Origin of the sequence: Paenarthrobacter sp. NPDC057355, assembly GCF_042667405.1 — a bacterium.
Lineage (GTDB): Bacteria > Actinomycetota > Actinomycetes > Actinomycetales > Micrococcaceae > Arthrobacter.
Map to the genome: position 1 here is coordinate 94,383 of NZ_JBHVAL010000012.1, position 18,595 is coordinate 112,977.

At 62.8% G+C, this 18,595-nt stretch carries 15 protein-coding genes and 3 tRNA genes; 12 read left to right on the top strand and 6 right to left on the bottom strand.

Annotated features, from left to right (window positions below; translation table 11 throughout):
* The first annotated feature begins 28 nt into the window (after window positions 1–28).
* The 6 genes from ACFUOZ_RS14120 to ACFUOZ_RS14145 all read left to right on the top strand — a co-directional run bounded on the left by ACFUOZ_RS14120 (window position 29) and on the right by ACFUOZ_RS14145 (window position 6,457).
* Window positions 29–1,525, top strand: a complete 1,497-nt coding sequence (locus ACFUOZ_RS14120; protein ID WP_377549185.1) for a YibE/F family protein — start codon at window positions 29–31, stop codon at window positions 1,523–1,525.
* Between the two features lie 145 nt (window positions 1,526–1,670).
* Entirely contained in the window at window positions 1,671–2,849 is a 1,179-nt protein-coding gene (gene dusB / locus ACFUOZ_RS14125) for a tRNA dihydrouridine synthase DusB (protein ID WP_377549187.1), read from the top strand.
* Window positions 2,850–2,913: 64 nt separating this feature from the next.
* Window positions 2,914–4,230: a deoxyguanosinetriphosphate triphosphohydrolase gene (locus tag ACFUOZ_RS14130; protein WP_377549190.1), complete on the top strand. Its 1,317-nt coding sequence runs from the start codon at window positions 2,914–2,916 to the stop codon at window positions 4,228–4,230.
* 31 nt (window positions 4,231–4,261) lie between these two features.
* Entirely contained in the window at window positions 4,262–6,142 is a 1,881-nt protein-coding gene (gene dnaG / locus ACFUOZ_RS14135) for a DNA primase (RefSeq protein WP_377549192.1), read from the top strand.
* Between the two features lie 53 nt (window positions 6,143–6,195).
* Window positions 6,196–6,268: transfer RNA gene (locus ACFUOZ_RS14140), tRNA-Asn, on the top strand.
* 116 nt (window positions 6,269–6,384) lie between these two features.
* Window positions 6,385–6,457 (top strand) — tRNA-Asn (locus ACFUOZ_RS14145).
* 46 nt (window positions 6,458–6,503) lie between these two features.
* On the opposite strand, the gene ACFUOZ_RS14150 is transcribed toward ACFUOZ_RS14145, so the two are convergent.
* The 5 genes from ACFUOZ_RS14150 to ACFUOZ_RS14170 all read right to left on the bottom strand — a co-directional run bounded on the left by ACFUOZ_RS14150 (window position 6,504) and on the right by ACFUOZ_RS14170 (window position 12,309).
* A complete protein-coding gene (locus ACFUOZ_RS14150) occupies window positions 6,504–6,911 on the bottom strand; it encodes a hypothetical protein (RefSeq protein WP_377549194.1) in 408 nt (135 codons plus the stop codon).
* A gap of 44 nt (window positions 6,912–6,955) precedes the next feature.
* Complete coding sequence (locus ACFUOZ_RS14155) at window positions 6,956–8,239, bottom strand: alpha/beta hydrolase (protein ID WP_377549197.1); 1,284 nt, start codon at window positions 8,237–8,239, stop codon at window positions 6,956–6,958.
* A 21-nt stretch (window positions 8,240–8,260) separates the two neighbouring features.
* Entirely contained in the window at window positions 8,261–10,759 is a 2,499-nt protein-coding gene (locus tag ACFUOZ_RS14160; protein ID WP_377549200.1) for a bifunctional lysylphosphatidylglycerol flippase/synthetase MprF, read from the bottom strand.
* A 121-nt stretch (window positions 10,760–10,880) separates the two neighbouring features.
* On the bottom strand, window positions 10,881–11,060 hold the full coding sequence (locus ACFUOZ_RS14165; protein WP_377549203.1) for a glycine zipper domain-containing protein: 180 nt from the start codon (window positions 11,058–11,060) through the stop codon (window positions 10,881–10,883).
* 19 nt (window positions 11,061–11,079) lie between these two features.
* On the bottom strand, window positions 11,080–12,309 hold the full coding sequence (locus tag ACFUOZ_RS14170) for a multidrug effflux MFS transporter (protein ID WP_377549205.1): 1,230 nt from the start codon (window positions 12,307–12,309) through the stop codon (window positions 11,080–11,082).
* A 171-nt stretch (window positions 12,310–12,480) separates the two neighbouring features.
* Between ACFUOZ_RS14170 and ACFUOZ_RS14175 the strand changes: the two genes are divergently transcribed.
* The 6 genes from ACFUOZ_RS14175 (at window position 12,481) to ACFUOZ_RS14200 (ending at window position 17,804) form a co-directional block, all read left to right on the top strand.
* Complete coding sequence (locus ACFUOZ_RS14175; protein WP_377549207.1) at window positions 12,481–13,329, top strand: phage holin family protein; 849 nt, start codon at window positions 12,481–12,483, stop codon at window positions 13,327–13,329.
* Window positions 13,330–13,373: 44 nt separating this feature from the next.
* A complete protein-coding gene (locus ACFUOZ_RS14180) occupies window positions 13,374–13,997 on the top strand; it encodes a CDP-alcohol phosphatidyltransferase family protein (protein WP_377549209.1) in 624 nt (207 codons plus the stop codon).
* On the top strand, window positions 13,997–14,902 hold the full coding sequence (locus tag ACFUOZ_RS14185) for a DMT family transporter (RefSeq protein WP_377549211.1): 906 nt from the start codon (window positions 13,997–13,999) through the stop codon (window positions 14,900–14,902). Before ACFUOZ_RS14180 ends, ACFUOZ_RS14185 begins: the two co-directional genes overlap by 1 nt.
* A gap of 107 nt (window positions 14,903–15,009) precedes the next feature.
* Window positions 15,010–16,206 (top strand): glycosyltransferase, encoded by a 1,197-nt coding sequence (locus ACFUOZ_RS14190; protein WP_377549214.1) that lies wholly within the window; start codon window positions 15,010–15,012, stop codon window positions 16,204–16,206.
* 75 nt (window positions 16,207–16,281) lie between these two features.
* Window positions 16,282–16,358, top strand: a tRNA-Ile gene (locus ACFUOZ_RS14195).
* Between the two features lie 255 nt (window positions 16,359–16,613).
* A complete protein-coding gene (locus ACFUOZ_RS14200) occupies window positions 16,614–17,804 on the top strand; it encodes an acyl-CoA dehydrogenase family protein (protein WP_377549216.1) in 1,191 nt (396 codons plus the stop codon).
* A gap of 63 nt (window positions 17,805–17,867) precedes the next feature.
* Here the strand turns inward: ACFUOZ_RS14200 and ACFUOZ_RS14205 are convergent, their stop codons facing one another.
* Window positions 17,868–18,362: a M23 family metallopeptidase gene (locus ACFUOZ_RS14205; protein WP_377549218.1), complete on the bottom strand. Its 495-nt coding sequence runs from the start codon at window positions 18,360–18,362 to the stop codon at window positions 17,868–17,870.
* Window positions 18,363–18,595: the final 233 nt, after the last annotated feature.

An 18,595-nucleotide genomic window follows, 5' to 3' on the forward strand; every position in this document is an offset into this window, starting at 1 on the left:
AGGCTTAACCCATGAGGTTTTGCAGCTGATGGGCCACAGTCACTCCCACGGTCATCCTGAAGGTTTGGAACCAAGCCCACAGGCGGTCGCGTCCCGCAAACGGGCCAATTGGCTGCTGGCGGCGGTGCTGGTTCCATTGGGCGTACTGACGCTCGTGGCGATGCTGCTCATGTGGCCCTCGGGCAGCCGGGAGGGAATCAACTTTTCAAGTCCCTACCAGGCAGCACCCGGCGTGACTTTTGATACTGGCAGGATCCAGAGCGTGGTGGTGGAAAGCTGCACGCAGACCGGCCAAAACATCTCGGGCCAGAACAGCAGCGCCCAAAACCAAACCGGCCAAAACCAGAACCAGGCCGGCGGCTCCCAGTGCACCTTCGCTTTCACCGTGCCGGACAAGGGCGGGGACGCGGTAAAGGTGGTCATAAACCCTGATGTGGCAATGTCGCACGGCGTGGATGTGGGCGACTTGATCCGTTACCTGAACCTTTCCGGGGTCCAGGGCACCAATGCGGGCAACGGGGCCCCGGCGTACGTCTTCGTTGATTTCGTTCGCAACATCCCCATTGCCGCATTGGCCGTGTTGTACGCGGTGGTGGTGATTGCGGTGGCCCGTTGGCGTGGCTTCCGCGCGCTCCTGGGCCTGGTGGGTGCCTACTTCGTGCTGGTCAGCTTTATCCTGCCGGGTCTCGTGGAGGGCAAGCCGCCTCTCTTGCTGGCGTTGGTGGGGTCGACGGTGATCATGATCGGGGTCCTCTACTTCGCCCACGGATTCTCGGCACGAACATCGACGGCGTTGCTGGGAACCATTTTCGGGCTTGGTATCACCGCGTTGCTCGCCGCTTGGGCCACCGATGCAGCCAACCTCGCCGGAGTAGGAAATCACGACGCCGCGACGCTGGTGAATATGTCGCCCCAAATTTCCATCTCCGGAATCATCCTCTGCGGCCTCATCATTTCCGGCCTGGGCGTCCTGAACGATGTCACCATCACCCAGTCCTCGGCCGTATGGGAGCTCTACGAACTCGCACCGAACACCAGTGCGCGGAAGCTGTTTTCCTCGGCCATGCGGATTGGCCGGGACCACATCGCGTCCACGGTGTACACCATTGCGTTCGCGTACGCGGGTGCAGCCCTTCCCATTCTGATCATCGTGATGCTGTACGACCGCCCCTTGGCTGAAGCGCTCACCAGCGCGGAACTGTCCGAGGAAGTCATCCGCACCCTTGTGGGCTCCATCGGCTTGGTTCTCGCCATCCCGGTCACCACGCTCATTGCTGTCCTGGTGGTCAAAGCCACCGGCATGAAGCGATTCGCCGCAGCCGGCGGACCGACCGTAAGTGCCGACGACCTTGACGATACCGGCGCGCTGGCCGCGGCCGCCGTCGTCGGGGGTTCTGAACAGGACGACAGGAACGACGCCGGTCTGCGGCCGGGTGCCGGCAACAGACAGGGCGCCGATCACACTACGGCACGGCCGGGAAGCCGGCGCGCGCAGCGCGAAGCCGAGCGCCGGGGCAGCGATTGACCCAGTGACATTTATCATCTCCAACTGATGACACCCAGTACGGGTGCGCGGACACGGGCCGAAGCGGTGCGCTTTGCAGGGGGGAACGGTTGGCTGCTGTGAGCGTGCCGGCCACCGATTTGCCCTGATTTGCAACAATGGATGGGTGACTGTAGTAGCAACGCCTCCCACTCCCAAGCTCGAGCTTCCGCCTTTGCAGCTCGGCGGGATCACCGTGGACACCCCGGTGATCCTTGCTCCCATGGCCGGAATCACAAACTCTGCCTTCCGCAGGCTCTGCCGTGAGTACGGTGGCGGCCTGTACGTGGCTGAGATGGTGACCTCGCGCGCCTTGGTGGAGCGGACGCCGGAATCGCTGCGGATCATTTCGCACGACGACGAGAAGGTCCGCTCCGTGCAGCTCTACGGCGTGGACCCGGTAACGGTTGGCGCCGCTGTGCGCATGCTCGTCGAGGAAGACCGCGCAGATCACATCGACCTCAACTTCGGTTGCCCGGTCCCCAAGGTCACGCGCCGCGGGGGAGGCTCGGCCCTGCCGTGGAAGATCGACCTCTTCACTTCCATCGTCCAGACCGCAGTCAAGGAAGCGTCCAAGGGCGGCATCCCGCTGACCATCAAGATGCGCAAGGGCATCGATGAGGACCACCTGACCTACCTCGACGCTGGCCGGATTGCCCGTGACGCCGGAGTCGCCGCCGTCGCCCTGCATGGCCGCACAGCCGCGCAGTTCTATTCCGGCCAAGCCGACTGGTCCGCCATTGCCCGCCTTCGTGAGGCCCTCCCGGACATCCCGGTGTTGGGCAACGGCGATATCTGGTCCGCCGAGGACGCCGTCCGCATGGTCCGGGAGACCGGCGTCGACGGCGTGGTGGTGGGCCGCGGCTGCCAGGGCCGTCCCTGGCTTTTCGGGGACCTGCAGGCTGCCTTCGAGGGCAAGGATGAACGTCACCGCCCCGGGCTGCGTGAGGTTGCCGAAGGCGTCTACCGTCACGCCGAACTCATGGTGGAGACGTTCGGGAACGACGAATACAAGGCGCTCCGCGAGATCCGCAAGCACATGGCCTGGTACTTCAAGGGCTATGTGGTGGGTGGGGAGCTGCGCGCCAAACTGGCCACGGTGCCCACCTTGGAAGTCCTGCGTGAACTGCTCGAGGAACTGGACCTGGATCTTCCGTATCCGGGCGTCGACTCCGAAGGTCCCCGGGGCCGTGCGGGGTCCCCGAAGAGGCCTGCCCTGCCGAAGGACTGGCTGGAAAGCCGTCAGCTGAACGCGGAACAGAGCGCGGATATCTCGGCGGCAGAGCTGGACGTTTCGGGCGGCTAGCCTCACACGTGTAAGACTGGCTCAAGAAGCTCCACACCACGGCGCTTGAAGGAGGCAGATACCCATGGGAACCGAAGCAACGCTTGGCCGCAGCGGAACAAGCCACGATTTCGTGCTGGCCATCCCCGGATACTCCGAGGCAGACACTGCCCGGTGGGTTGAAGAGCCACGCAAGAGCAACTACCGCTCGGACTTTGAGCGGGACCGTGCCAGGGTCCTGCATTCCTCAGCGCTGCGCCGCCTCGGAGCCAAGACGCAAGTCGTGGCTCCGGACACCGACGACTTTGTCCGCACCCGGCTGACCCACAGCCTGGAAGTTGCCCAGGTGGGCCGCGAACTGGGCCGTTCCCTGGGATGCGATCCGGATGTCGTGGATACCGCGTGCCTGAGCCATGACCTCGGACACCCTCCCTTTGGCCATAACGGCGAATCAGCCTTGAACGAGGTTGCACACACCATTGGCGGCTTCGAAGGCAACGCCCAAACGCTCCGCCTGCTGACCCGTCTCGAGCCCAAGGTGCTCGCCGCCGACGGCAGGCCGGCAGGGCTGAACCTGACCCGGGCCAGCCTGGACGCTGCGTCCAAGTACCCGTGGTCCGCCGTCGACGCCCCCGTCATCCATGGTCACCGCACCAGCAAGTTCGGCGCGTATGAGGACGATTTGCCCGTGTTCGAGTGGTTGCGCGAAGGCGCGCCTGGGAACCGCTCCTGCATCGAGGCCCAGGTCATGGATCTGGCCGATGACATCTCGTACTCGGTCCACGACGTTGAAGATGCCATCGTGGCCGGGCACTTCCAGCTGAAGTGGATGGAGAACCCGGACCACCGGGCCCGGGTGGTGGGCTACACCAAGCAGTGGTACCTCCCGCACAACGACCCCGCGGAAATCGATGCTGCGCTGGCCCGCCTGGAGGCCACCAACGTCTGGGTCCGCGAAGCCGATGGCAGCCGCAAATCCATGGCCGCGCTCAAGGACATGACCAGCCAGTTGATCGGCCGTTTCTGCCAAAGCGCCATGGAAACAACCCGTGACCACTTCGGCCCGGCCAACCTCACCCGCTATGACGCCGAGCTCATGGTTCCGGAGGAAACCGTTACCGAGATTGCGGTACTTAAGGGCTTGGCCACCACGTTCGTCATCTCCACCGACCACCGCCAGCCGGTGTACGAGCGCCAACGCGAAGTGCTGCACGCACTGGTGGGCGTTTTGAACGCCACAGGTGACCGTCACCTGGAGCCGATGTTCGCCGCGGACTGGCGGGACGCCGTCGACGACGGTGCGCGTCTGCGCGTCGTGATCGACCAGGTGGCCTCCTTGACGGACGTCTCTGCCCTGGCCATGTACGAGCGACTGGTCGGCAGCCTCCCGTCGCTGTGGTAGGACCTCCGGGCGGACAGACTAGGATGGACTAGTGGCTGGCCTGATCAAACGTGAAGATATCGACGAAGTACGCCAGCGCACGGACATCAAGGAAGTTGTTGACGGTTACGTCACCCTCAAGGGCGCCGGGCTGGGCAGCTTCAAAGGACTGTGCCCCTTCCACGACGAGCGCTCACCCTCCTTCACCGTCCGGCCCCAGGTAGGCCGGTACCACTGCTTCGGCTGCGGTGAGGACGGCGATGCCATTTCCTTCATCCAGAAAATGGACCATAGCTCCTTCCATGAAGCCGTGGAAAAGCTCGCCGCACGGATCGGTTACGAACTACGCTACGAAGACGGCGGCACCGGTCCCAGCCGCGAGGAAGTCGGCAAGCGCCAGCGCCTGTTGGACGCCCACAAGATCGCCGATGAATTCTTCAGGGCCCAGCTTCTGACTCCGGGCGCCGCGGAGGCCCGGAACTTCCTGGACGGACGCGGCTTCGACCGCGCTGCGGCCGAGCACTTCTCCGTGGGCTACGCACCACAGGGCTGGGACGCCTTGCTCAAGCACCTGCGTGGGCGGGGCTTCACGGATGCGGAGTTGAAGCTCACGGGCATGTTTTCCGAGGGCAACCGCGGCATCTATGACCGTTTCCGCGGCCGCCTCATCTGGCCCATCCGCGACATCGCCGGCGACACCATCGGCTTTGGCGCGCGCAAGCTCTACGAGGACGACCAAGGCCCCAAGTACCTGAACACACCCGAAACCACGCTCTACAAAAAGTCCCAGGTCCTCTATGGCATCGACCTCGCCAAGCGGAACATCGCCAAGGACCGCCAGCTGGTTGTGGTGGAGGGGTACACGGACGTCATGGCCTGTCACCTCGCAGGAGTCACGACGGCGGTGGCGACCTGCGGTACTGCCTTCGGTACCGAACACATCAAGGTTGCCCGGAGGCTGCTTTCGGACGACGGCAGTGGGGGAGAGGTCATCTTCACCTTTGACGGTGACGCGGCAGGCCAGAAGGCGGCCCTGAGGGCTTTCGAGGAGGACCAGCGCTTCACGGCCCAAACCTACGTCGCAGTGGAACCCTCCGGGGCCGATCCCTGCGATCTTCGCCAGCTCAAGGGTGATGCCGCGGTCCGTGAGCTCATCGGCACGCGGAAACCGCTCTTCGAATTTGCCATCAGGGCCACCCTGAGGCGGCACAACCTGGATACCGTGGAAGGCCGCGTGGCAGCGCTGAGGGAGGCGTCCCCGGTGGTCGCCCAGATCCGGGATTCTGCAACGAGGCCCGAATACACGCGCAACCTTGCCGGTTGGCTCGGAATGCCCATTGAGGAAGTCAGCCGTTACGTTGGCGCGGCCGCGAAGCGCGGACCTGCCGGCAACGGCGCCGGTCCTGCCGGGCAGGCGCCAGCCGCGGCAGCACCGCCGTCGGGCATGCCGGTCTTCCAGCGCCCCAACCCCGGTGACCCGGTGGCGGGCATGGAACGACAGGCCCTCGAAGTGGTGCTCCAGGATCCTGCTGTCCTGGGCGGAATGGCGTGGGACCGCTTTGCGGCTTCCCTCTTTTCGACTCCGGCTTACGCGGCCATCCATGCTGCCATCCGCGCAACGGGACTTGCCCACGCGGCCGACGCTGTGTCCTGGGTGGAGCAAATCAGGCAGGAAGTACCGGAACCGCTGCGCAACCTGGTGTCCGAGCTCGCTGTGACTCCGCTGCCGGCCAGCACTCCCGAAGCCATGCAGCGGTACTGCCGCGATATTCTGGCCCGCCTCTTTGAACTCCAGATCACCCGCATCAAGGCAGACAAGATGGGGCAGCTCCAGCGGCTCGATGCGGCAGCCTATCCGGAGGAATTCCAGCGGCTGAACCGCGAGCTGATGCAGCTCGAAATGGAACGAAGGGCCCTGCGTTCGGAGGGCTGAGAACCTCGATTTCGTTTTCCGGCAGCCCCCTGTTAAGCTAGTAACCGCTTCATTCCTCCGTAGCTCAATTGGCAGAGCATTCGACTGTTAATCGAAGGGTTACTGGTTCAAGTCCAGTCGGAGGAGCGCACAATACCCCCGTTCCGGTCAGCCGGAACGGGGGTATTTTTTATACCCCCAGGGGGTATTTTCGCTCGATTTCACATCCCGTAAAACCTTTGCTAAAGTCATAACCGCTTCATTCCTCCGTAGCTCAATTGGCAGAGCATTCGACTGTTAATCGAAGGGTTACTGGTTCAAGTCCAGTCGGAGGAGCAAAAGGACCCCGTACCGGCTTCACTGCCGGTGCGGGGTCCGCTGTTTAAACGAAATCCATCTCCACCTGCAGGAAGCGTGAGGCTTCGGCCACGGCTGCCATGAAAGAATCCTGCTCGGTAGGAGGAGTCCGGGGTTCCCGGGGATGCCACTCATGGGGTGCTGAATAGACCCGGGTGAAGCCGCCGCCTGGAGGGGCGTAGAAGATCCCGAACCGCTGTACGGGCCACTCCGGCGATGTTTCAGGTGCTACCAGCAGGGCGGCGTCCGTTTCCGGGTTGTACCACTGGGCGATGGGCCTTCGGCGGTCGTCGGTGAACAGTCCGCCTGCGTACAAAGCGGCCGACGGCGGACTGGTCACCGAGCACAGGCGGTCCCACCACAGCGGAAGGATGCGGTCATCCTTGCGTTGCCACGGTGCCGGAAACGGGTTCAGCTCTTGCCAATGTGGCACATCTCAACTTTATCGCCGGAGGGTGGCCGCGAAAAGGGCAGCAGTCAGCGGGACAACCCCAGGCGCGGATACAGCACGTCGAAGCCCTTCTCAAGGCCTGCATTCAACGCAAGACCCACGTGTCCGCCGTTGGGAACCTCGTAGTACGTCACCGTCATTCCGGCTGCTTTAGCAGCGGCTGACACGGATTTCGCGGCAGCCACGTAGACGGGGTCGTCCGAGCCCGCCGTGAAGACGGCCGTGGTGTCCGGGAAGTGTTTGCCCTTCATGATGTTGACGGGCTTTTGGGCATCGTAGGCGGACTGGTTGCCGGCAAAGATATCCAACAGGTTCCCCGCAGGGTCTTCGGCCCCGGGGAATTCCTCACCCGAGATGTCCACGACGTTTCCCCACATGTCCGGGTACTTGACCGCGAACGAAATCGCGCATTGGCCGCCATTGGAATAGCCGGCGATGGTCCAGTGGTCCCTGTCGGGAAGGATGTTCAAGTTGGCCTTGGCCCAGTTCACCACGTCCTGGTTGATGTACTTCTCCACATTTCCGTATTTGGCGGTGTCAAGGCACAGCGTGTCATCCTGGTCGGGGCCGATCTGGTCGGCAACGATGGCGATCGGTGCCAGGCCGTTGTTCTTCGCCGCGAGGTCATCCAGGGCGGCTGAGACGTACTGCGGGTCAGGCAGGCCCGGCTGGCCCATCATGAGGACGAACAGGGGGAGCCGTGGTGGATTTGCTGTCAGCGCGGCCGGCGGGAGGTAGATGCCTGCAGGGCGGGCATTGAAACCGGAAGTCGTGGCAGGGATGACCTGAGTCCCAACCTTGCCGCGGGCCGGCACGTCCGCCGGAGGCCTCCAGTTTTGCCATAGTGGTCCGGCCGGGATGGAACTATCCGGGTTGGGCTTTTTCAGTTCGATGACGTCCTCGGTGGAGATCCCCAACGCTGAGCCCAAGGTGTTGTTCAGCCCGAACTCGGCATTGATGCCCAAGGCCGCCGCGATGACGAAAACAGGGACCGACACTCCGGCAACCACCTTGCGCCAGGGCCGGCTGCGGAAGAAACTCACAGCGGCCAAACCCAAGGCTGCGAAACAGCTGATCGACCAGAACCACACCCGTGGCGTCAGGCCCACGTGAAAGACGTCCATCACGTCCTCCACGATCCACACTGTAAACCACCCCAGCAGCCCGGCCACCACGATGGCGGTCATGGCCGTGCGCACCCACCGCGCGGACGGCCTCAGGAACAGCACCAGGAAGAATGCCACGGCGATGATCCCGGCAGCGGCCAGGACTGCGGGGCTGGTGATCTCGAGTTTCAGGATGTCATTCATCGGTGCGCCGCCCGTCAGGCTTCATGCGGCGGGCTCCCTGACGACCATCTGCCGCAGCAGGCCGGCGCTCTGGGTGGGCGACAGTCCGGGGAGGTAGGCGGAACCGACCGCCAGTCCGATCGAAGGCAATGCAAGAGGATCCTGATAGTACATGTACAGGGTGCGGTGCTCGGGCTGGAAGCGTGATTTGAAGGCCGCCAAGGACTTGAAGCCATACATCGGCTCCAGGGCGTTCCCCAGGAGCGCCAGGACCCGGTCCAGGGAGCTGCGGTCACCTTCGACATTCCCGGCGCCGGCATTGGCCAAGGGAGAGCCGGAGAGGGAGATCTGCGGAACCTCTTCCTTGAAGTGCGTCACGGCGGAGGCAATGAGGAATTCCATCACGCCTTTGAAACCCGTGGTCCGGCGCCTCATGAAGTCCAGGGTCCAACCGGAGATGCTGCCATCGCGGAACACGGGAAGCCAGCTGGTCACTCCATGGACCAAACCGTCGTCGTCCACAGCCACGCAACACAGGACTTCCGGATCCTTGAGCTCGTTCAATCCACCCAGGGTGAAGCCCATCTCCGGGAGCGCTTTGTCGGACACCCACTCTTCGGAGATTTCAGCCAACTGGGCCCTGATCCCTGGCGGCATGGCCCCGTAGTGGTACCAAAGGTCTTTGATGGAGAGCTTGTCTGCCCGGTTGAGGGCGGTCCGCACGTTCTGCCATTCCTTGCCCTTGAATGTCATGGCCTGGACATTGAGCAGCGTCTCTTCGGCGACCTCCAGCTTCCTGAAGCCGTGGGGGAGCAGCGGCCCATCAAGGCCGGAATCAGCGGAGTAGAAGCACGGGATCAAGCCCAGCGTGGAACAGTGCGACACGAACCCAACGGCTGCCTCGTCGTGATGGCTGGCGGCACCGTAGGGCCCTGCAACTGTCAGGGCTACCCCGTTGTGGACCTGGTAGGCCACGCCTGCCATCCTGTCGGGGGTGAACCAGTACTGGTTGTTGTCCCACAGCGCCATCCAGGACAGCGTGCCGCCGCCTTGGTGCAGGAGCTCGCGGGTGTGCCCCAGATCGGCTGCAGGATCGGTGGTGATCATCTTGAAGCGGCGGTAGTTGTTCAGGACCAGCACCAAAATGACGAGCCAGATGACCACCCCGCCCAGACCGTAGAGCACAGTGCTCACAAGACCCTGCGGCAGGGCAACAACGAACGGAACAGGGAAGGGGACCAGAATGTGCGTCAGCTGCCCGGCAAGGTCCCACAGGGAAGATTGGCCCGCATTGCCCTCCAGGAACCAAAACGCTGCATACAGGGCCACTGCGGTGAGTGCCAGAACCAGGGCGGCCCGGCCCAGCGTACGGTATCCGGCGTCGCTGGATTCCACCCTGAAGCGGTGTCTGTTGGCCAACAGCAGCGCCACGATGATGATGGGCGCGAGGACCGCCGGGACGACATACAGCAACAGGTAGGCCCAGTCCTCATCGCCTATGGTGACTTCCGGATCGAAGACGTACTGGACAATCGCCAGGATGGTCACCGCCACCAGGTACAGCTGGATGACCAACGTCAGGCGATAGGCGAGGCGGCGTCCACGGCGAAGGCCTTCAGCGCAAACCAACAGCAGGAGAACGGGGATCGTGGTCAGAATCGCCGCACCGAAGCTGCGGACGCCCACGACGTTTTGCAGGGCCACGCAGTTTGACTCGTTTCTGCAGGCTTCCTGTACCTCATCGACGTCAGGACTGGCTTGGAGCATCACCTCCGAAACCACCGAGAGGGGGCCGACTTCCCAGGTGCCGGTGAGTTGCGTCAGCAAGGGACCCAGAGCGAAAACGCCAACTACAGTGCCCACCAGGAACCGCGTTTCACGGAGGCTGGAGGATCGGAAGGAGCCTCCGCTTCTGTGGAATATGACAGACTGGACGGCCCATCCGGCGACGACGCCAATGACGGCGCCCGCAAGTGCCTGCAACGTCTGGGCAACACCAACGAACAAAGCGAACATCAACGTCGCGGCAAGCAACCATGTGCGGAGGCGGCGACGCCACAGCGAATCAAGTGCCGCCGTCGAAAATCCCAACGCTGCCGCAGCACCACCGTAGGCGCCCACTGCGTACTCGCCGCCCAGGAAGCTTAGCCACTGGTCGCTGTTGTCGGTGCCGAAGGCTACCACCGCCACCAGGACCAGGGCGCTGAGGGCGGAGCCTCCAATGAAGGCCGCAAGGGCCGGCCATGGACCGATGACCCTTTCAGCTATGCCCATACCGAGCAGTATGGCCGCCGTGCAGGCCAGGTAGTCGAGAAGGGACGAAGCGAAAAACGCCGATGTGAAAACCGACCACCACGGCCCAGGCTCCACCGCCAGGCCAAGCCCCACTTGGTCCAGCATGGACTCCTCAGGGCCGTTGAGGACGCTTCCCGTAGCCAGTCCAACGACCCAGAAAACAGCCACCAAGGCGAGTGTCACAGGCAAAGTCCGCACGGCGGCCAGCCCGCGGAAGGTGCTTCGAAACCCGACGGCCGTGCTCATGTGATGTCCCCTTCACCGGTTGGCGCCGTTAAGACCGGCTGGCCACCATTCTGCCTTGCGGCGGTGCGTTAGGGGAGGGTTTGGAACGTTCGACGCCGGCGGGGCGGCTCACGCTGGCCGCCTAGTCCCGGTTCCAGGGCCCAGGGTTGACGCGGTAAAGAACGGCAGCTCCGATCACAGCACCGACCAACGCACCGAAAACTGCACTTCCTGCGGCACGTCCAATCAGTGCCCCGGCCACGGCGCCCAGCAGGGCCCCGAGAAAAAGGCCTCTGCCGTTGCGGTGCGGTTTCTTGCTCATGGAGACAGCCTACGTGTGGCTAGTGGATTGACGGCACGGTGCGTGGCCGCACCACCAGCCACAGGGCAGTCATCGACCCCGTGATGCAGACCGCCATTACAGCGCCCATTGGGACAGCGGACGTGACCCCAAGCCAGCCGACCACCGGGGGAACGATGCCGGCCATCATGAACTGCGAGGCACCCAGGAGCGATGCAGCCGTTCCCGCCTGGGCTCCGTGGTTGGCCAGCGACAAAACCTGGACGCACGGGAACATGAATCCGGTGGCGCAGATGTAGAACCACAACGGAACCAGCGTGCCCCACAACCCCACATGGAACAGGTCCAGCACGATGATGAGAACCGACATGCACACCATGAACAGGGTTGCTCCGGCCACGATCCATTGGGGAGCAATGCGCCTGATCAAGCGGGAACTGATCTGGACGCCTGCCACGATGCCCAGCGAATTGACGCCGAAGAGGACACCGTATTCCTGCGGCGAGAAACCGTAGACCTTCTGGAAGAGGAAGGTGGAGGCCGAAAGGTAGGCGAAGAGGCCGCCGAAGTTCAGGCTCCCCACCAACACCATGCCAACAAAGATCCGGTCCGTGAGGACCTTCTTGTACCGTTGCCCGACCGTCACTGTGGATGTGCCGCGCTGATCGGCCGGAAGCGTCTCCCGGATGAAGAAGATCGAGGCGACGATGACCAACAGCCCGTAGGCCGCCAGGAAGTAGAAGATACCGGGCCACGGGAAGACAAGCAGCAATTGTGACCCGATGACCGGGGCCAGAATGGGAGCAAGCCCGTTGACCAGGGACATCCGGGAGAACATGCGGACCATGGAGTAGCCATGAAAGAGGTCCCTGACCATGGCCATTGCCACCACGCCACCGCCGGCCGCGCCAATGCCCATGAGCACGCGGAAAACGGAGAGCATGCCGATATCTTGAGCCAGTGCCGCTCCCAGCGACGAGCTGATGTGAAGCGCCGTAGCCAGGATCAGGGGGAGCCTGCGGCCGACCTTGTCACTGAACGGCCCCACCACAAGCTGGCCAACTCCGAAGCCGACCGTTGTTCCGGTCAGGGTGAGCTGGATCGCTGCTTCCGAGACGTTGAAACTGGACTCAAGGGCCGGGAACGCAGGGAGGTAAAGGTCGATGGTGAAAGGCCCCAGCGCCGTCAAGGCGCCCAGGAGCAGAATGTAGACAAGCTTTTCGCGTCGGCTCAGGGAATCGCCCGGAGCAGTGGGAGGGGTCACGATCATCTATCCTATGGCCCAGATCATATTTATTGGTGGTATGACGGGCGCGCCACCGCGTGGCCCCGAAAGTTCAGCCGGAACCTGAATGATAGCTTTGAGGACAGGTGTCCGCAGCGGTCTTTACCGCGGCGTTCGCCCGACACGATGCCCAGAGGAAGCAGTTAGGCGGAACCCATGAGTGGACGTCACACCGGCCGGACCGGTCAAGGACCAGCCATACGTACTTTGCCGAAGACCCTCAAGCTCGTTGCACGCTTGGCCCCACGGCAAATCAATGACGAGATCGCCCTTGCCAAGGTCGAACTCAAACGCAAGGCGAAACAGCTTGGCGTGGCCGGTGCCTTCTTCGGCGTCGCCCTCGTTTTTCTTGCGCTGCTGGTCATCGCGGCAGTAGTCGCAGTGATTTTGGGTTTGGCAACCATCATGCCGGGTTGGCTTGCGGCCCTCATTGTTGCGGCCTTCTTCCTCGTGGTTGCCGCCATTGCAGCCCTGATAGGTATCGCCAAGTTCAAGAAGGCCATGCCGTTGGCTCCCGAGGACACCATCCGGGGCGTCAAGCACGACCTCGGCATCGCCAAGGAGGGCTCGGCCTTCGACGAGTCGATCCTCGACCCGAATTCGCCGGCCGCCAAGGCCGCCAAGGCCGAGAAGGAAGCCGCAGCGCAGAAGGCCAAGGCTGAAAAGGCGGCGAAGGAAGCTGCCAAGGAAGCCGACGCCGTCAAGGCGCCCACTGAAGCCGAGCTTCGCTCCCGCTTGAGGAAGCGCCGCGAGCACCTGACCGGGGTGCGGGACGAACTGGGCGAACAGCTCGACGTCAAGAAGCAGGGCCAGGCGCTGCTGGAAAGCGCCAGCATCAGGTTCCAGGAAGGCAAGGAGTTTGCCGCCGCCAAGTTTGCCGACGTGGGCGATTCCGTTCCCGAAAGCGTCAGTGAGCGCATGGTCGCGCGCTGGAAAGACCTCGCAGCGTTCGCCGCTGCCGCCGTGGTCTTCGTGGTCGCACTCAGGAAGTTGCTGAAGAAGTAGCAGCATCCTGCAGTACCGGAACTGAAGGCAAGGAAGGGGGACATATGAAGCTGATTGGGGCTGGATCGCACCCTGATCGACCGCAAGTCGATCATGACCTCATCTTCACAGTCCCCAACATCCTGACTGTCCTGCGTTTCATGGGCGTGCCCCTGTTTGTCTGGTTGGTCCTGTCCGAACAGGAATATGGGTTTGCGGTCCTGGTACTGGTTGTCATGGGAAGCACCGACTGGGTGGATGGCTACATCGCACGGCGGTTCGACCAGACCTCCAAGTTGGGCAGGATCCTGGACCCGATGGCTGACCGGGCCGCCCTCCTCGCTGTCGCGTTCACCCTGGTGATTGCCGGCGTCGTGCAGTGGTGGTACCTGGCCGCCTTACTGGTGCCGGACGCCATCCTGGCGATAGCCTCCTGGGTCTACTTCCGCGGACATCCGGACCTTCCCGTGAGCATCATTGGAAAGATCCGCACCGCGCTGTTGCTGGTGGGAACGCCACTGCTGGTCCTGTCCAAACTTCCGGTTCCCCTCACCGAGGTGTATTTCGTGGCAGCCTGGACGTTCCTGGGACTCGGCCTGGTGGGACACTGGATCGCGGCATACAACTACTTCTGGGCCATCCTGCGTAAAGGAAAAGAATTGAAAACCGACGACGGCGGACACGGCTGATGGTCTTGCTTGCGGTTTTCCTCGCAGTCATGGGAGCTTTCTTCCTCGCCATAGGGGCCCAGCGTCAGGGCAGCGCCGTAAAAGCTGACACAGGTGGCCTGGCCCTGAGTTCGAATGGCTTCCTGAGGCTGCTGCGGAATCCACGCTGGATGCTGGGGCTTTTGTTCCTTGCCCTGGGTATGGCGATGAATGCCATAGCCCTGGTGTCCGCGCCGTTGACAGTGGTACAGCCTATCGGTGCCATTGCGTTGGTCATCACCACGGTGGTCAACGCCAAGGACCAGGGGCTCAGCATCAACAGGGCCACCGTGGTGGCCATCAGTGCCTGTGTTACCGGTTCCGCGCTGTTTGTGCTGCTGGCTGTCTTCGTGACCCAGGAAAATCACCACGTCAGCGGCGAGGACGAACTGACGATTGTCCTGCTCCTGGCGCTTGCGGTAGGCATTTTTGGCACCCTGGCCGTCTTGTTCAAACACCGGATGAGCGCCTTTATTTACATTCTCGGCGCCGGTGTCCTGTTCGGCTTCGTGGCGGTGCTGACGCGCATCATCGGCAAGCACCTGCTGGATCCCAACGGCATGTTCCTGCTTAATGTGCAGTGGTACACGCTGATCGCCATCGCGGCTGCGGGCGGTCTGGGTTCATGGTTCGTGCAGAGCGCGTATTCAAGCGGTCCGCCCGACCTCGTCATCGCTGGACTGACGGTGATCGACCCCATGGTGGGCATCGCAATCGGCATCGTCATTCTTGGTGAGCTTCGTCCCGATGTCCACGCCGTCATGGCAATCGCCATGGCAGCGGCCGCTTCGCTTGCTATCGTGGGGGTTATTGCCCTGAGCCGGCACCACCCGGAAGTCACCAAGCGCAAGAAGGATGCGAAGGCGGCTGCCAACCGGAAGGCCTAGGGCAGATCTGTACCTTGCGCCACTGCTTTTGCAGGTGGCAAACCGGCGACACCGCAGCATTGCCACAAGCAACGCTGTCCGCACCGTGACCATCAGGAGTTCTCCACGTGACCATTCCCGACACCACCAAACCCCTCACCATCCTGATTGCGGCGGACACCTACCCGCCGCACGTCAACGGTGCCGCCCAGTTCGGCTACCGCCTGGCCAAGGGGATGACGGCACGCGGACACAACGTACACGTACTGGCCTGCCGGCAGGACAAGGGCAAGAGCTTCACGGAGTTCCGCGACGAGGCCACGGTCCATCGTTTGCGCTCCCACAGTGTGTTCACCCACGAGTACTTCCGCATCTGCTTCCCCTGGGAGATCAAGAAGGAAATCAGCCTGCTGTTCGACAAAGTGCAGCCTGACGTGGTTCACATTCAAAGCCACTACATGATTGGCGAGCACGTCCTGTACGAGGCCGTGAAGCGTGGTATTCGGGTTGTCGCCACAAACCACTTCATGCCCGAAAACCTGAACCCGTTCCTTCCCTTCCCGCAGTGGTTCAAGGACATCGTGGGCCGTATTTCGTGGAAGGACATGGGCAAGGTGATGGGGCAGGCCGACGTCGTGACCACGCCGACGCCCCTCGCCGCCAAGGCGATGCACCAGCACGCCTTCCTGCGCAAGGTCCTGCCGCTGTCCAACGGAATCGACTCCTCGGCCTACGAGCTCCACCCTGGTGAGGTCATCGAGCCGCACAGTGATCCGACAGTCCTGTTCGCTGGACGTTTGGCTGAAGAAAAGCATGTCGACGTACTGATAGACGCCATAGCCAAAACCCCGCGTGCCCTGAACGTGCACCTGGAGATCGTGGGAGGCGGGGAAGTCCGCCCGGCGTTGGAAGCGCAGGTGGCCAGGCTGGGGCTAGGCGACCGTGTGAAGTTCCTGGGGCTGGCCAGCGATGAGGAACTGCGCAAGGCTTACATCCGGGCCGACATCTTCTGCATGCCCGGCACCGCCGAACTTCAGTCGCTGGTGACCTTGGAGGCCATGTCGGCATCCACCCCTGTGCTGCTTGCGGACGCCATGGCGCTGCCGCACCTGGTCCGGGAGGGTGAAAACGGATACCTCTTCACACCCAACGACAGCTCCGAACTCGCGGCCAAGATCACCAAACTGGTGCAGCTTCCCAAGGATGAACTCGAAGCCATGGGCAAGATGAGCCGCGAAATGGTGGAGCCGCACAGCATCAACGGAACACTCCAGACTTTTGAGGACCTTTACCGGGGTGCCTCTTACGAGGACAAGGTCGTGTGACCACAGCACTGCTCTTTAGCTATTAGTATTGCTAGAGTGCTTTGCCCTGAACGGCCGTTTTGTTCGGGGCATCACGGGGCTATAGCTCAGCTGGTTAGAGCGCGGGACTCATAATCCTAAGGTCCTCGGTTCAAGTCCGAGTAGCCCTACCATCACCCCGGAATCCCTCCCGCCGACGCATGGTCGGCTGGAGGGATTTTGCGTTCCACGGTCACTGACTTGCGTGTGTTCCCTGCTGGATGCGGTGCGAATCCACCGTTGCGGCGGGTCTCTTTCTGCGGTAAGTTACTGATCAGTAACTTATTACCCGCCGGTAACTTGGCCGCCCCAAAGCCCCCAAGGGGGCTCACGGCGCAGTTGCCGGGCTCATGACGTGGTCGCAGGTGACCACCCTTGAAGGAGCGCACATGTCCAACACCGTATTCGACACCGGCAACCTTCCCTACGCCGATGGCGACTTCTACGCCTTTGAGCAGCTGCTGACAGCCAAAGAGCAAGACCGGCTGGCGGAAGTCCGCGAGTTCCTTGCCCGCGAGGTGAAGCCCATAGCGGCGGATTGCTGGAACCGCGGCGAATTCCCCATGGACCTCATTCCCAAGCTCGGCGAGCTGGACCTTGTCAGTCCCGTGAGGCGCCAGGGGTACTCAAACCTGTTTGCGGGCATGCTCCACGCTGAGGTAACCCGTGCGGACGCATCGATTGCCACCTTTATGGGCGTTCACGACGGACTCTTCACGGGTTCCATCGAGGCACTGGCATCCCAGGAACAAAAGGATGCGTGGCTTCCCGACATCTACTCCCTGAAGAAGATCGGGGCCTTCGGGTTGACCGAGCCCCTGGGCGGTTCTGATGTCGCCGGCGGCACCCGCACCACGGCCCGGCGTGATGGTGACACCTGGATCCTCAACGGCGCCAAGCGCTGGATCGGCAACGCCACGTTCTCGGATTGGGTAGTCATCTATGCCAAGGATGTTGAGGACAACCAGGTGAAGGCGTTCCTGGTGGACACCACGTTGCCGGGCTACTCCGCCAGCAAGATCGAGAACAAGATCTCCCTCCGCACGGTGCAGAACGCGGACATCACCCTGGACAACGTCGTTGTTCCCGACTTCTTCAAGCTGGCCAACGGCAACAGCTTCCGGGACACCAACAAGGTCCTCAAAGTCACCCGCCTCGCCGTAGCGTGGCAGGCGGTCGGACTCCAGATGGCAGCCTTTGATGTTGCACGCAGCTACGCCGTGGAGCGCCAGCAGTTCGGGCGGCCACTCGCTGCCTTCCAGCTTGTGCAGAACCAGCTGGTCCAGATCCTGGGCAACACCGTCGCCTCGATGGGCATGATGGTTCGGTTGGCGCAGCTGGAGGATGCCGGGGTTGCCAGGGACGAGCAGTCGGCGTTGGCGAAAGCCTTCACCACGGCCCGGATGCGCGAGAGCGTTGCCCTGGGACGCAGCATCCTGGGTGGCAACGGCATCGTGACCGATTACGGCATGGCCAAGATCTTCTCCGACGCGGAGGCGATCTACTCCTACGAAGGCACACACGAGATCAACACGCTGGTCACCGGGCGCGCCATCACCGGAGTTTCCGCGATCGTCTAGTACTTCGCGGTGCGCAGCCCCCCCGGGCCAGCCGCCCAGCCACGTGGGCCTGCTCGGCGCGGGTCATTCCAGTGGCAGCAGGACTGACGGCCGCAGGTCTGCAACGAAGCCCAGTGGGTTGACGTAATCCCAGTCGCGCCGAACGCCCCAGTGCAGACACGTGCTGCTGCCGCAATGGCCCGGTTGCACGGTGCCGATGGTTTGTCCTTTGACCACGTGGTCGCCCTGCTTGAGATCGCTGGCGACCGGTTCAAAACTGCTCTTGAGCCCATCACCCTGATCGATGGTGAGGACAGGGCGGTCAACCACGACGCCGGCAAAGGTCACCACGCCGTCCGACGGCGCGGTAACTCCTCCGCCGTCGGGCGTTGGGCCCAAATCCACGCCGCGGTGTCCGCTCAGCCACGGCTTGTCCGGAGGGTCGAACGTCCGCAGGACGTTCGGTTTGGGGGAGAGTGGCCAGCTCCACCGGCCTGCGGGAGCGGGGTCGGTCGCGCCGGGACCTGCCAGGATGATGAGGGTTAGAACAGTGGATAGGGCGGGTTTCAGGAAAGGCATGGGTCCAGCCTTGTGTGGATGCGGTCTCTGGGCCATGGCGGAGATCCCGTATGTGGACAACCAGTGGTGATGGGCGGTCATTCCGGCGGGCTTGCTGTAGTACACTTGGTGGAGCAGTTTGCTGTGCCCTCATGCTTGTTCAGGAACATGTCTCATTCAGATATGTGTGGGTCCCAGGCTGACTACGCGTATCCAGCCCTCCTCCAGCGAAGCCCAGTCTTCAGGCTGCGGAG

Excerpts from the sequence above, each read along its gene's own strand:
- ACFUOZ_RS14205 (WP_377549218.1), bottom strand. The coding sequence starts at position 18,362 with ATGCCTTTCCTGAAACCCGCCCTATCCACTGTTCTAACCCTCATCATC.
- ACFUOZ_RS14200 (WP_377549216.1), top strand. The coding sequence starts at position 16,614 with ATGTCCAACACCGTATTCGACACCGGCAACCTTCCCTACGCCGATGGC.
- ACFUOZ_RS14155 (WP_377549197.1), bottom strand. The coding sequence starts at position 8,239 with ATGAATGACATCCTGAAACTCGAGATCACCAGCCCCGCAGTCCTGGCC.
- ACFUOZ_RS14175 (WP_377549207.1), top strand. The coding sequence starts at position 12,481 with ATGAGTGGACGTCACACCGGCCGGACCGGTCAAGGACCAGCCATACGT.
- ACFUOZ_RS14170 (WP_377549205.1), bottom strand. The coding sequence starts at position 12,309 with ATGATCGTGACCCCTCCCACTGCTCCGGGCGATTCCCTGAGCCGACGC.
- ACFUOZ_RS14165 (WP_377549203.1), bottom strand. The coding sequence starts at position 11,060 with ATGAGCAAGAAACCGCACCGCAACGGCAGAGGCCTTTTTCTCGGGGCC.
- ACFUOZ_RS14130 (WP_377549190.1), top strand. The coding sequence starts at position 2,914 with ATGGGAACCGAAGCAACGCTTGGCCGCAGCGGAACAAGCCACGATTTC.
- ACFUOZ_RS14185 (WP_377549211.1), top strand. The coding sequence starts at position 13,997 with ATGGTCTTGCTTGCGGTTTTCCTCGCAGTCATGGGAGCTTTCTTCCTC.
- ACFUOZ_RS14180 (WP_377549209.1), top strand. The coding sequence starts at position 13,374 with ATGAAGCTGATTGGGGCTGGATCGCACCCTGATCGACCGCAAGTCGAT.
- ACFUOZ_RS14120 (WP_377549185.1), top strand. The coding sequence starts at position 29 with ATGGGCCACAGTCACTCCCACGGTCATCCTGAAGGTTTGGAACCAAGC.
- ACFUOZ_RS14160 (WP_377549200.1), bottom strand. The coding sequence starts at position 10,759 with ATGAGCACGGCCGTCGGGTTTCGAAGCACCTTCCGCGGGCTGGCCGCC.